The organism is Bradyrhizobium sp. th-b2 (assembly GCF_000426785.1).
In the GTDB taxonomy this organism is placed as follows: Bacteria; Pseudomonadota; Alphaproteobacteria; order Rhizobiales; family Xanthobacteraceae; genus Bradyrhizobium; species Bradyrhizobium septentrionale.
The window spans coordinates 404,483-416,773 of the sequence record NZ_AUGA01000003.1 but is presented as its reverse complement, the minus strand read 5'-3'; the positions used below and the strand labels follow the sequence as shown (position 1 = coordinate 416,773).

The following is a 12,291-nucleotide window of genomic DNA, read 5'->3' as shown; positions in this document are numbered from 1 at the left end:
CGGGCGCCGGTTACACTCCAGAAACACTATACTGACGAAAAGGCACAATGCCGCCCACAAGCGACGCGTATGCTGGTCGATTGGTGGCTGAACGCGCACGAGAACGCGCGCCAGATGACATCATGACCAGGGCCCAGACACGGACCATGCTTGCACATACGCCAAAGATCCTGGTCGTCGAGGACGATCAGCAAACCAGAGACTTGATTGCCCGCTACCTGCGCGACCAATCCTGCCTGGTGGCCACCGCCTCGAACGGCCGCGAGATGGATCGCTACCTTGCCGGGCATTCGCTCGATCTCGTAGTGCTCGACCTGATGCTGCCGGGAGAGGATGGGCTGACGCTGTGCCGCCGCCTGCGCGGCGATTCGACGATCCCGATCATCATGCTCACGGCGAAAGGTGAGGACCTCGACCGGATCCTCGGGCTCGAGATGGGAGCCGACGATTATCTCGCCAAGCCATTCAATCCGCGCGAGCTGCTGGCGCGGATCAACGCCGTGCTGCGCCGTCAGGCCCAGGCCGATCTTGCCGGGCGCTCCGGCCAGAGCGCCACCCGGCTGCGCTTCCAGGACTGGACCATCGACCTGCGCGTGCGCGAGCTGCGCGATCCCGAGGGCGCCCAGGTGCCGCTGACGAGCGCGGAGTTCGATCTGCTGCAAGCGTTTTGCGAGCGGCCCGGCCGCATTCTGACGCGGGACGGCCTGTTGACCATGACGCGCAGCCGGCCGGCCAGTCCGTTCGGGCGCAGCGTCGATGTGCTGGTGAGCCGGCTGCGTCGCAAGCTCGATACGAACGAAGGATCATCCGTGATCCGGACAGTGCGGACCGGCGGATACATCTTCACACCGCATGTGGAAGACGCATGAGCTGGACCCGCAGGATTGCCGCGCTTTTCAGCTTCCGGCGGATCAGCGGCCAGATCGCCGCGCTGATCCTGCTTTCGCTGGTGTTGATCCACGCGCTGATCGGGCTGTATTTCACCAGCCAGAAACCGCGATCGTTTGCGGACCGGCCGATCCATCAGTTCCAGCTGATTGCCAAGCTTCTGGCTGTGACCCCTGCGGCCAATCGCGTAACGCTGTTGCAGGCGGCCGATCGGACCTTTCCCCGGCTGCACTTCACATTGCGCGACGCTGGCCCGGGCTTGTCTGACGATGCAAATGCGCCAGCCGTCGACGATGTCGATGAGTTTTCCGCGAAGACCGCACCGGCGGCGGTTCGGTTGCCGGACGGCGCCCTGTTCGAGGCAACGATCGGCCCGACCAAAATGCCGCCCTTCTTCGGCGCATTCTGGCTGAGTACGTTCCTGTTCCTGTTCGTCAGCGTCACGCTGCTCGGCGTGTGGGCCGGGCGCGCGCTCAGCGCTCCGCTGTCCGCGTTCGCCCGCGCCGCCGAGAATTTCAGCATCAGCCAGGCGGCAGCACCGCTTCCCGAGACGGGCCCGGAGGAAATCCGCGCGGCGGCGGTCGCGCTCAATCAGATGCGCGAACGCATCACCAGCCTGATGAACGACCGCACGCGCATGCTCGCCGCGATCAGCCACGATTTGCGCACCCCGATCACCCGGCTGCGGCTCAGATCGGAATACATCGAGAACGACGCCCACCGCGCGGAGACCCTTCACGACCTCGACCAGATGCAGGCGATGCTGGAATCCGTGCTGTCATTCCTCAGCGGCGGCAGCGCGGCGAAGCCGACCCTCGTCAACGTGGCCGCCCTGTTGCAGACGATCTGCGAGCAATTCTCCGATTGCGGCCATGTCGTGCGCTACCAGGGCCCGAACAGAGCTTCGCTGATGATCCGCTCCGGCGAGATCAGCCGCGCCGTGACCAACCTGGTCGAGAATGCCCTGCGCTTCGGAAGCGAGGTGGAGATCCGGCTGACCGCATCGGCCAACCGGGCCACCATCGACGTCGCGGACGACGGTCCGGGGATTCCCGAACACCGCCGCGCCGAAATGCTGAAACCCTTCGTCCGCGGCGACGAGGCGCGCACCATGGATGAGAAAAGCGGCTTCGGACTTGGCCTTTCGATCGCCGACGCCGTGGTGCGCGGGCATGGCGGCGGGCTCTCGCTGCACAACAATGCGCCGCACGGCCTGCTCGTCCGCATTGAGCTGCCGGGAACGCAGCGCCAGGAGCCGAATCGCAGCGGGTCGCATTCGTCGCGTCGGCCGCTTCACGAGGACGCCATTGGATAGACCGGGCGTCAGGATTTCTTGCCTCTGCCGGGAGGTCGCTTCTGGTCCGTTCCGGTATTCTTGAGCTCGTCCTGGGTGACGCGGCAGTCGCCGTTCTTGTCGTTCTGCAGGATGAATTCATTCGGCTTGCCGACGAACTCGCTGCGCGTGATCTTGCCGTCCTGGTTCTCGTCGAAATAGCCGAAATCCGCGTCGGCGAGCGCGCTGCCGGCGCGGCGAACGCCGTCGAACTCCGCAGGCGCGAGATTGCCGTCGTGGTTGCGGTCAGCACGATCGAACAGCCGCCCCAGATAGGCCTTCCACTCGTCGCAGGTGTAGACGCCATCACGATTGGCGTCCCAGATCTCGGCTGCGCTCGCCGGCGAGCGATCTCCGCCCGGCTGCGGACGATGCTCTTGATCTGATGGAGCCGGTTGCGCCGATACAGCCGAGATGGCCGCGCAGAGCAGGCTCATCGTGGCAATCACCCCGCAGATCGATGACGATCTTCCGCGCAAACTGATCCCTCCTCCGCATCATCGCAACGCGGGCCGGAGTTGCCGGTTGCGCCGTGGCGAAAATGCGGAAGGACGCGGTGCGGATACAGCGCGTTACAATTTGCCGCCGCGGGATCAGCCCTTCTTCGGATCGCCGCGCGTGTTGTGCAGCAGATTGTCGCGCAGCCTGACGACGGTCTTCTGCACGACTGGAAACTCGTCACCGAGTCCGGTCGCCTCGATCAGGGACGCGTTGAGGTCCTTGTCGAGCAGGCGCCTTCCCGCCGGCGTCAGGCTCACCCGCACCTGCCGCTCGTCGGCAGGATCGCGGACGCGGCTGATGTACCCGCTCTGCTCAAGCTTCTTGAGGATCGGCGTCAGCGTGTTGGATTCCAGAAACAGCTTTTCGCCGAGCGCGCTGACGGTCTGCTCGTCGGCCTCCGACAGCGCCACCAGGGCAATGTATTGGGTGTAGGTCAGGCCGACCGCGTCCAGGATCGGCTTGTAGGCGCGGCCGAAGGCCAGATTGGCCGAATAGACCGCAAAGCACAGAAAATTCGAGAGTTTTCGGCCTTTGGTGTCGGCCTTGGCGGGGCGGGTCACGGGCGTCTCCGGAGTTCGTGAAGTCCGAATCAATATAAATCGTATCCGATTAAATCGGAAGTGCTTGACACCGCCGGACGCGAGGTCTATTTCAACACGCATCCGATTAGATCGTATACGATCTATCTACATCCAAAAGGAGCTCGCCATGACCGCCAATGCCAAGGTTCTCGTCACCGGGAAGACCCACGTTACCGCCGGAGCGAACGGTGCCGCCCGCTCGCGCGACGGCTTCCTCGACGTCAAGCTGCCGCAGCCGCACCCCGCCGCCGAAAACCTGTTCGCGGCCGCCTGGTCGGCCTGCTACCTCGGCGCGATCCAGCTCGCCGCCGGACAGCGCAAGATCAAGCTCGCGAGCGAGCCCGAGGTCGACGCCGAGATCGATCTGAACCAGGCCGGTAGCGCCTTCTTCCTGAGCGCGCGCCTCAACGTCCACGTTCCCGGCGTCGAGCGCGAGGTTGCGCAGCAGCTGATCGAAGCCGCCCACGGCATCTGCCCCTACTCCAAGGCGGTCCACGGCAACATCGACGTCACCACCACGCTCGTCTGAAACACGCGCATGACGGCCTCCGACGCGGGCCGGCCGGCTGCCGGCTCGCGGTCGGGCGACAAAGCACAGGAGTTCAAAATGACCAGCAGACTGATGAAGGCGACGCGCCTGTTCGCAAGAGCGGCCCTAATCGCTGGAAGCCTCCTGACGATCCCAACCGCGCAGGCCCAGCAACCGGCCGGCATCACGCGAACCGACCTTCAGCGCCACGATCTCAGCGCGCCCGGACGTGAAGCGGTCCAGGTGCGTGTCGACATCGCTCCCGGCAAGGCGTTCGGCCGGCACACCCATCCGGGCGAAGAGATCATCTATGTGCTCGCCGGCACGCTCGAATACGACGTCGACGGCAAGCCGCCGGCGACGCTGAAGGCCGGCGACGTGCTATTCATCCCCGCAGGTACGATCCATGCGGCGAGGAACGTCGGCAATGTCACCGCGAGCGAGCTTGCGACGTATATCGTCGAGAAGGACAAGCCGCTGCTCACTCTCGCGAAGTGAAGCCAGCCGCCTGCCCGCCACCTCACGGGCGGGCACGGCGACATCAGATTCACTTCGTGCATTGAACCTCGGCCTGCCGCACCGGCCGCGCGTTGAAGATCAGCAGACTGGTCGCGGCCATGATCCACACGCCGACGCCGCCATAGAGCATCACCCAGCCAAAGCCGCTGGCGAGCGCCTGATGCACGATCGGGCCCGTTAGCTCGGGCGACGCTGCAACGTCACCAGCCGCGATCCGCTCGGCGATGACGCGCAGTTGCACGCTGTCCAGCGCCGGCAGCACCGCCTTCAGATGCGCCAGCACCCCGCTTGCGAGGATGAAACCCATCAGCGCGATGTTGACCGCAAGCGAGACCATCCGCGCGCTCATGTCGATCCCGGAGGCCATGCCGGCACGGTCGCTCGACACCGAGCCGGTCGTTGTGTTGGTGACCGGCGTGTTGGTGATGCCGAGGCCAATTCCGGCGATCAGGCAGCCCGGCAGCATCGTCAGCCAGCCGGGCTGCGCAGCGGCGCTGCCGAACTTCATCAGCATGAATCCGGTGCCGATGATGAACAGCCCCACTGGGATGATCAGGCCCGGCTGATAGCGCAGCGACAGGCGTTCGGCGAAGGGCGGCATCACCAGTGTCGGCAGCGTATAGGCGAGCAGCGCAAGACCGGCCGACACGCTGTCATAGCCGAGGCCGGCGTGAAACCAGATCGGCAGATAGATCATGAACGGCCAGTAGCTGAGGTTCATCGCGGCCGAGCCGATGATCGAGCCGGAGAAGGCTGGAATACGGAACACAGAAAAGTCGAACATCGGCCGCCGGCTGACTTTCTCCGCAACGAGGAACGCGATGAAGCTCGCAACGGAGACACCGAGAATCGCAAGCCCCTTCGTGCCTAGGAAGCCGAGATCGGGGCCCTGCGTGATGTAGAAGGCGAGGCAGAACACGGAGAGCGACATCGTCACGATGCCGGCGATGTCGAGGCTGCTCGCCTTCGGATCCCTGGATTCATGGACGCCGCCGATCGTGAGCACGAACGCCACAGCAGCGAGCAGCACGTGGACAAGGAACACCCACTCCCAGCTCAGTACCGCGGCAACGGCGCCACCGATGATCGGCCCGAAGCCGAGACCGATGCCGAAGATGACGCCCCACCAGCCCCAGGCGACCGCACGCACCCGGCCGCCCTGGAATTCATGCGACAGCACGGCGATCTGACAGATCAAGAGTGCACCGCCGCTCAGCCCTTGCAGAAATCGCGCGACGATCAGCATCTCGACGCTCGAGGCGACGCCGCAGATCAGTGAGGTGATGCCGAACGCCGCGATCGCGACCAAGAAGATGCGCTTGCGCCCATAGCGATCCGCCACCGTCCCGATCGCCATCAGCACCGTGGTGACCGCGATCGTGTAGGCGTTCATGATCCATTGCAGCGCCTTGAAGTCGGCATGCAGCACCTGTTCAAGCGTCGGCAGGATCGCGGGGATGCTGGAGATCTCCAATCCAAACATCAGGCAGGCAAGGCATACGGCTGACAGCACGACAGCGCCGCGGCGGCTCAGTTCAGAGGACATGATCAGGCCTTTTGTTGTGGCGAGCCAACGGCATACCGCACGCTGTTGCCAGGGTGCTGGCAGCAGCGTCGGTCGATTGACTCACGATGTATTGAGGCAGCAGCGGCAGGAATCGGGTGGCCGCGGCGCTTCAGAGCGCAAAGCTAGTCACGGCTTGAGCATTGGTGAATTGGATGACTAGATATTTCAGAGACAACAATTCCGGATGACTGACATGACCACGCTTGACGTCGATGCTGTGAAGACCTTCGTGACCATCGCCGAGCTCAGGAGCTTTACGCGCGCCGCCGAAGCACTCGGCACCACGCAGGGTGCGACCAGCGTGAAGCTGAAGCGGCTGGAGCGCCAGGTCGGCCACAGGCTGATCGAGCGGACACCGCGGCTGGTCCGCCTGTCGGCACAGGGCGCGGAATTTCTCGCGCCCGCGCGCGAACTGCTCGCTGCGCATGACCGCGCCGTCGCGGGACTGTCGCCGGCGCGCCACCGCCGCTTCTCGCTCGGCATCGCCACCCATGTCGGAGGCGCTGAAGTCCCGACCTTGCTGGCGCGGCTGCATGCGCACGATCCTACGCTCACCATCGAGGTCCGGCTCGGCGATTCCCGCGACCTGCTCGACGCCTTCGACCGCGGCCAGATCGACGCCGCGATCATCCGCCGCGAGGACGACCGCCGTGACGGCGAGATACTGGCGACGGATCACTACGGCTGGTTCGCCACGCCGGACTTTGTCCATCGCACCGGCGAGCCGCTGCGGCTGGCCGCCTCCTCGCCAAGCTGCGGCGTGCTCAACATCGCGACGCGGGCGCTGGCGGCGGCAGGCATCCCGTGGACGGAGACCTTCCTCGGCTGCGGATCCTTTGCGGTCGCCGACGCGGTGGCCGCCGGCCTCGCCACATCGGTGTTCTCGTGCCGCCTTGCACCGGCAGGCACAATCGAGGTCAGTCGCCGGTTCGGCCTGCCTGCCCTTCCGCCGTCCGAGATCGTGCTGCTAGCGGCGTTATCGGATGCAAAATCCCGCGTCGTGCTGAAGACGCTCGTCGGTGCCTTTCGCGAGCATCATCGGCTGCCTGCAGATCGCGCAGCCGAGGAAATCCGTGCCGTCACGGAAGCGGCTGGGTCCTGAACCATATGCCAACTAGCGTCGCGCGCTGTCGGCGCGCTTGCCCTCGAACAGCGCGCGCTCCGACGCGAGCGCCTTGGCCAGAAAATCGAGGGTGGCGCGGATCCGCGCGGTGCGCTTGAGATCGTCATGCGTCAACAGCCACAGCGCCGATCGCGGCTCGGCAAGCGTCTTCGGGGTTACGCGGCGCAGCGCGGGCGCGAGATCGCCGACATAGCAGGGCAGCAAGGCGAGCCCCATTCCGGCGATGGCCGCGTCGCGCAGCGCCGGAAGCGCATCGACGCGGCAGGCGATCCGCGCTGAACGAAAGTTGTCGCGCATCCAGCCGGCGATCACGGTTCCCGCAAGCACGTCGTCGAGCCCGATCCAGTCGTGTGCAGACAGATCCTTGTCGTGGCGCCGGGCGAGATAGGCCCGCGATCCGTAGACCGCATGTGCAATATCGGCCACGCGCCGCCCGACCAGCAGCTCGGATGGCGCAGGCGTGGGCCGGATCGCAATCTCGGCCTCGCGGCGCGTCAGGTTCGCCATCGTATTCGAGATGGCGATCTCGGGCTGAATCTCCGGATGCGCGGCCCGCATCGCCGGCAGATGCCGCATCAGGACCGCGCCGAGCGTATCGGTGGTTGTGATCCGGACCGGACCCGACGGCCTGAGGTCCTGTCCCGCCAGCTTGCGCTCGAGCGCGAGCACCTCGTCCTCGAGACGGGCCGCCGATGCCGCAGCGGTCTCTCCCGCAGGCGTCGGCGCATAGCCGTCGCGGAAGCGTTCGAACAGACGTGTTCCGATCGTTCGCTCGATCGTGCCGAGACGGCGAAACACCGTCGAATGCGCGACGCCCAGCCGGCGCGCCGCTCCCGAAAGACTGCCCTCCCGCGCAATGGCGAGGACGAGCCGGAGATCGTTCCAGTCCAGCGCGCTGTGCATTCCTGCACTGTGCATTTTTGCAAACTCATTTGCCATATCTGGATAATACCTGATCGCAAACGAACAGGCCATCTTCTCCATTATTAAATCGGCCTCGCGCACCCCACGCGAGCCGTTGCCGATTGCCGAGGAGGAATGGCAGGTGACAAGCGAGACCACCGAGACGTTGCAACTGCACGACCCACGGCCGGCGACAGCCGACCCAAGGCGGTGGCTGGCCCTGCCCGTGCTGCTGACCGGCGCCTTCCTGCCGATCCTCGATTTCAATGTCGTCAATCTCGCGCTGCCGGCCATTCGCGACAATCTCGGTGCCAGCGCAAGCGAGGTCCAGTTCGTCATCTCGGCCTATGCTGCGACTTATGCGGTGTTCCTAATCACCGGCGGCCGGCTCGGCGATCTCTTCGGACGTCGCCGCATGTTCCTGACCGGCGTCGCCGGCTTCACGATCGCGTCGGTGCTGTGCGGCATTGCATGGTCGCCCACGGTGCTGGTCGCGGGGCGGATCCTGCAGGGCCTCACCGCGACGGTGATGGCCCCGCAGGTGCTTGCCTCGATCCGCGTGCTGTTTCCGGCAGCCGAACAGGGCCGCGCGCTCGGCTTCTACGGCGCGACTTTCGGCCTTGCCAACATCTGCGGCCAGGTGCTGGGCGGCGTTCTGGTATCGGCCCGTCCGTTCGGATTGGCCTGGCAGGCGATCTTCCTCATCAACCTGCCGATCGGCCTCGTCGCGTTCGTCGGCGGCGTGCTGTACCTCGCCGACTCCCGCTCTGAGCACGCCCAGCGGCTCGACATTGGTGGCGTCATCCTGCTGTCGCTCACGCTCGGCCTTCTGGTCTATCCGTTGATCGAGGGCCGTGAACTCGGCTGGCCGGCGTGGATCATCGCGATGCTGCTGGCCTCACCAGTGATGCTCGCCGCCTTCGTCCGCTTCGAGGCGCGACTCGAAGCCCGCGGCGGCGACCCGCTGGTCGCGCTGCATCTGCTGCGCAACAGCGATTTCGTGATCGGCCTGGTGATGGCGCCCGCGTTCTACATGCTCTCGTCGTTCTACCTGACCTTTGCGGTCTACCTGCAAAGCGGCCTGCATCAGTCTCCGCTGGCGGCCGGTCTCGCCACCCTGCCCTTTGCCACAGGCTTCTTCGTGAGCTCGCTCGTCTCGCCGCTGGTGATGCAATGGCTCGGCGCGCGCACGCTGACGTTGGGCTTTGCGTTGCAGGTGATCGGCTTTGGTATCGTCATGCTGTCGGTCGGCGGCGCGCTGCCGCAAAGCCTCGCCTTCGGCCTGATCTGCGGCGGGCTCGGTTTTGGCACCGTGATGCCCTCGGTCATCAAGGCCGTAATCGGCAGCATCGATCCGCGCCATGCCGGGCTGGCATCGGGCATGATGATCTCGACCTTCCAGATCGGCGCGGCACTCGGCGTCGCTGTGATCGGCGGCGTCTTCTACGGCCTGCTCGGGACGCATCCGCAGACCGACGATTACGCGCACGCTTTCACGATCGCGCTCGGCTGCAACGTGGCGCTGCTGGCCGTCGGCGGTTGGCTCTCGCTGTGGCTGCCTCGCGAGCCGACGGCGGGTTGAGCTATTGCTTCGCGTCCTCACGACGCGGCGGAAACAGCAGCTTCAGCATGGCGGCCGCAAGCAATGTCATCGTGGCAAGGCCGGTGGAGAGATAGAGCGCACTCGCATCGCCGAGCCGGTCGATCACGATCGCATAGGCCAGCGGCGCCGCCGCCGGCAGGATGAAGCTCGGAACAATCAGCCGGCCGACCAACGTGCCATAGCTGCGATGATCGAACAGGATCAGCGGCAGCGTTCCCCTGGTAATGGTCAGAATGCCGTTGCAGGCGCCGTACAGCAGCGCGAAGGCGATCCCCATCTCCTTCGACGACCCGCTGAACAGGCCGGCGATGAAGGAGAGCGGCATGATCAGGCAGGCGGCCAGGTTGAGCGCGAGCGGATCGATCCGTCCGCCGAACAGCACTTCGCAGAGACGCGCGGCGGATTGCCCGATGCCCCGGAACGTTGCGATCCACACCGCCACGGTGACGGTGAGCCCGAGGCCGGAGAGCACCGCGATCATGTGCGCGGACATGCCGGCATTCAGGAAATTGGCGCCGGTCATGATCACGGCATAGAGCCCGCCTGCCGCTGCAAGCTGCCTCCGGCCGACCGCGCGCGGCTGCTTGGGCACTACCGAACTGGAGCTCGGCACGCCGGCAAACCGCTGGTTCGGAATCAGCAGATGCAGCGGGATCGTCAGCAGCGCAAGGCCGGCATAGGCCAGCACCGCAGCGCGCCAGCCGAAATGTTCCGAGAGCGTATGGCCGAGCGGCCAGAACACCGTCGCCGCCAGGCCACCGAGCAGCGTGATGCCGGACATCGCGCGGCGCGCCTCCGGTCCGCCGATCCGGGCCAGCGCCGCGAACGCCGCATCGTATAGCGTCAGCCGCATGCCGAGACCAAGGATGATCCACGATGCGAAGTAGGTTGCGACCTGATACGAGGCAGCGAGGCCGGCGCAGCCGAGCGCGTTGATCACGGCGCCCGTGACCATGACCTCGCGGCCGCCGCGGCCGTCCACCCATCTCCCCGCCAGTGGTGACGTCACGCCCATCACCAGAAGTGCAGCGGCAAATCCGCCGTAGACGATGTCGCGGCTCCAGCCGAGATCGGCGGCGATCTGCTCGCCGAAGCCGCCGATCAGGTAGTAGGTCGCGCCCCACGATATCAGTTGCGCAAGCCCGAGGGCGGCCACGACCCGGCGTTCGATCACCGGGCCGTCTCCTGCTCCGATGGAAGCACTGATGCGCCCGGCCCCAGCGGCCGCTGCATCAGCACGGTGTCGACCCATTGGCCGAGCTTGAAGCCGACCGATGTCAGGGTGCCCACCGGCTGAAAGCCCATGCGACGGTGCAGCGCGATCGATCCGGCGTTACCGCTGTTGCCGATCACGGCGAGCATCTGCCGCCAGGGTCCTGCTTCGGCCCGCGCGATCAAGCCCTGCAGCAGCGCCACGCCGATGCCGCGTCCACCCAGTCCGTCGGACACGTAGACCGAGTCCTCGATGGTGAGGCGATAGGCCGGCCGCGGCCGATACGATGTCGCATAGGAATAGCCGGCCACGCGGCCGTCAACGACAGCCACGAGATACGGCAGCCCTGCCGCCAGCACGGCGTTCCGGCGGCTGCGCATCTCGTCCACCGTCGGCGGCACTTCCTCGAAGGTCGCCAGTCCGTTGAGCACGTGATGGGCATAGATGCCCTGCACGTCAGCCATGTCACCACCTGCAGCGTCGCGGACCACGACGCCGTTGCTGCCTACCGCCATTCCGTCTCTCACCCAAGCCGTCAATGTTGCTCGAGCATGCGCCCTGGCGCTATATAAGTGAAGCTTTGACAGCTTATGCAAAGCATAAGAGATACTTTGATGAAGAGCCTCAACCTCGACTATCTCGAAAGTTTCGCCGTGGTGATCGATTGCGGCAGCTTCTCCGCGGCGGCCGAGCGGCTGCAGCTGACGCAGCCCGCGGTGAGTTTGCAGGTGCGCCAGCTCGAGCGCAGCCTGAATGCAACCCTGATCGAGCGGGTCGGACGGCGGGCCAGGCCGACCGCCGCCGGCGTCGCCTTGCTGTCGCATGCGCAGCAGATCAACGCGGCCGTGGCATCGGCGGTCGACGCCGTCGCGCAGCAGACGACGGGAACGGCAGGCCGGGTGCGGCTCGGCACCGGCGCGACCGCCTGCATCTTCCTGCTGCCGCCGATCCTGAAGGAGCTGCGCGCTGCACTGCCCTCGCTGGAGATCACGGTCACCACGGGCAACACGGCGGAGATCGCCAGAGCCGTCGAGGACAACACGATCGACATCGCGCTGGTCACGCTGCCGGTGTCGGGACGAAGTTTTGAGATCACGCCGGTCATGAATGACGAGTTCGTGCTGATCGCGCCCCGCGACATGCAGCTGCCGGCGCGGATCACGCCCGAGGTGCTGGCGACCAGGCCCGTTCTCTTGTTCGAGCCCGGCGGCAACACCCGGCGCACCGCGGACGAATGGCTGGCGCGCGGCGGCGTGTCGCTGAAGCCGCTGATGTCGCTCGGCAGCGTCGAGGCGATCAAGGAGATGGTGCGTGCCGGTCTTGGCTGCGCGATCCTGCCCGGCATGGCCGTGCCCGCCAGGACCAGGCAGCGCGATCTCGTCGTGCGGTCGCTGTCGCCAAAGCTGTACCGCCGGCTCGCCGTCGTGATCCGCCGCGACAAACGCCTCGATCGCGGGCTCCGGCAGGCCTTGTCGGCGCTGAAGACGCTCTCGGCCGGAAGGCACAACGGCCGCTAGGGAGGACGCCGCGC

General features: G+C 65.9%; 13 protein-coding genes. 7 read left to right on the top strand and 6 right to left on the bottom strand.

Going from position 1 to position 12,291, the window contains the following annotated elements:
- The first annotated feature begins 122 nt into the window (after positions 1–122).
- Positions 123–869, top strand: a complete 747-nt coding sequence (locus K359_RS0107185; protein ID WP_245284531.1) for a response regulator — start codon at positions 123–125, stop codon at positions 867–869.
- Entirely contained in the window at positions 866–2,203 is a 1,338-nt protein-coding gene (locus tag K359_RS0107180; RefSeq protein ID WP_029078733.1) for an ATP-binding protein, read from the top strand. Before K359_RS0107185 ends, K359_RS0107180 begins: the two co-directional genes overlap by 4 nt.
- Before the next feature lie 8 nt (positions 2,204–2,211).
- Here the strand turns inward: K359_RS0107180 and K359_RS0107175 are convergent, their stop codons facing one another.
- Together K359_RS0107175 and K359_RS0107170 are read right to left on the bottom strand one after the other, a co-directional pair.
- Entirely contained in the window at positions 2,212–2,658 is a 447-nt protein-coding gene (locus tag K359_RS0107175; RefSeq protein ID WP_029078732.1) for an EF-hand domain-containing protein, read from the bottom strand.
- A 156-nt stretch (positions 2,659–2,814) separates the two neighbouring features.
- A complete protein-coding gene (locus tag K359_RS0107170) occupies positions 2,815–3,282 on the bottom strand; it encodes a MarR family winged helix-turn-helix transcriptional regulator (protein WP_029078731.1) in 468 nt (155 codons plus the stop codon).
- A 148-nt stretch (positions 3,283–3,430) separates the two neighbouring features.
- Between K359_RS0107170 and K359_RS0107165 the strand changes: the two genes are divergently transcribed.
- Together K359_RS0107165 and K359_RS0107160 are read left to right on the top strand one after the other, a co-directional pair.
- The gene (locus K359_RS0107165) at positions 3,431–3,832 is read left to right on the top strand and encodes an Ohr family peroxiredoxin (protein WP_029078730.1); all 402 of its coding nucleotides are present in this window, start codon (positions 3,431–3,433) and stop codon (positions 3,830–3,832) included.
- Between the two features lie 93 nt (positions 3,833–3,925).
- Complete coding sequence (locus K359_RS0107160) at positions 3,926–4,330, top strand: cupin domain-containing protein (RefSeq protein WP_029078729.1); 405 nt, start codon at positions 3,926–3,928, stop codon at positions 4,328–4,330.
- Positions 4,331–4,379: 49 nt separating this feature from the next.
- Here the strand turns inward: K359_RS0107160 and K359_RS0107155 are convergent, their stop codons facing one another.
- Positions 4,380–5,897, bottom strand: coding sequence for an MFS transporter (locus tag K359_RS0107155; RefSeq protein ID WP_029078728.1), 1,518 nt, complete (start codon positions 5,895–5,897; stop codon positions 4,380–4,382).
- Positions 5,898–6,111: 214 nt separating this feature from the next.
- Between K359_RS0107155 and K359_RS0107150 the strand changes: the two genes are divergently transcribed.
- Positions 6,112–7,020 (top strand): LysR family transcriptional regulator, encoded by a 909-nt coding sequence (locus K359_RS0107150; protein WP_051346046.1) that lies wholly within the window; start codon positions 6,112–6,114, stop codon positions 7,018–7,020.
- 12 nt (positions 7,021–7,032) lie between these two features.
- On the opposite strand, the gene K359_RS0107145 is transcribed toward K359_RS0107150, so the two are convergent.
- On the bottom strand, positions 7,033–7,959 hold the full coding sequence (locus K359_RS0107145) for a LysR family transcriptional regulator (protein WP_245284530.1): 927 nt from the start codon (positions 7,957–7,959) through the stop codon (positions 7,033–7,035).
- Between the two features lie 127 nt (positions 7,960–8,086).
- Between K359_RS0107145 and K359_RS0107140 the strand changes: the two genes are divergently transcribed.
- Positions 8,087–9,526: an MFS transporter gene (locus K359_RS0107140; protein WP_156928392.1), complete on the top strand. Its 1,440-nt coding sequence runs from the start codon at positions 8,087–8,089 to the stop codon at positions 9,524–9,526.
- Between the two features lies 1 nt (position 9,527).
- Here the strand turns inward: K359_RS0107140 and K359_RS0107135 are convergent, their stop codons facing one another.
- Both K359_RS0107135 and K359_RS0107130 read right to left on the bottom strand, forming a co-directional pair.
- On the bottom strand, positions 9,528–10,721 hold the full coding sequence (locus K359_RS0107135; protein WP_029078724.1) for an MFS transporter: 1,194 nt from the start codon (positions 10,719–10,721) through the stop codon (positions 9,528–9,530).
- Positions 10,718–11,275, bottom strand: coding sequence for a GNAT family N-acetyltransferase (locus K359_RS0107130; protein WP_051346033.1), 558 nt, complete (start codon positions 11,273–11,275; stop codon positions 10,718–10,720). Before K359_RS0107130 ends, K359_RS0107135 begins: the two co-directional genes overlap by 4 nt.
- Positions 11,276–11,374: 99 nt before the next feature.
- Between K359_RS0107130 and K359_RS0107125 the strand changes: the two genes are divergently transcribed.
- A complete protein-coding gene (locus tag K359_RS0107125; RefSeq protein WP_029078722.1) occupies positions 11,375–12,277 on the top strand; it encodes a LysR family transcriptional regulator in 903 nt (300 codons plus the stop codon).
- Positions 12,278–12,291: the final 14 nt, after the last annotated feature.

What these genes read in the sequence shown, in the direction of transcription:
- K359_RS0107160 (WP_029078729.1), top strand. Translation starts at nt 3,926, where the DNA reads ATGAAGGCGACGCGCCTGTTCGCAAGAGCGGCCCTAATCGCTGGAAGC.
- K359_RS0107165 (WP_029078730.1), top strand. Translation starts at nt 3,431, where the DNA reads ATGACCGCCAATGCCAAGGTTCTCGTCACCGGGAAGACCCACGTTACC.
- K359_RS0107130 (WP_051346033.1), bottom strand. Translation starts at nt 11,275, where the DNA reads ATGGCGGTAGGCAGCAACGGCGTCGTGGTCCGCGACGCTGCAGGTGGT.
- K359_RS0107150 (WP_051346046.1), top strand. Translation starts at nt 6,112, where the DNA reads ATGACCACGCTTGACGTCGATGCTGTGAAGACCTTCGTGACCATCGCC.
- K359_RS0107155 (WP_029078728.1), bottom strand. Translation starts at nt 5,897, where the DNA reads ATGTCCTCTGAACTGAGCCGCCGCGGCGCTGTCGTGCTGTCAGCCGTA.
- K359_RS0107125 (WP_029078722.1), top strand. Translation starts at nt 11,375, where the DNA reads ATGAAGAGCCTCAACCTCGACTATCTCGAAAGTTTCGCCGTGGTGATC.
- K359_RS0107180 (WP_029078733.1), top strand. Translation starts at nt 866, where the DNA reads ATGAGCTGGACCCGCAGGATTGCCGCGCTTTTCAGCTTCCGGCGGATC.
- K359_RS0107185 (WP_245284531.1), top strand. Translation starts at nt 123, where the DNA reads ATGACCAGGGCCCAGACACGGACCATGCTTGCACATACGCCAAAGATC.
- K359_RS0107175 (WP_029078732.1), bottom strand. Translation starts at nt 2,658, where the DNA reads ATGAGCCTGCTCTGCGCGGCCATCTCGGCTGTATCGGCGCAACCGGCT.
- K359_RS0107145 (WP_245284530.1), bottom strand. Translation starts at nt 7,959, where the DNA reads ATGCACAGTGCAGGAATGCACAGCGCGCTGGACTGGAACGATCTCCGG.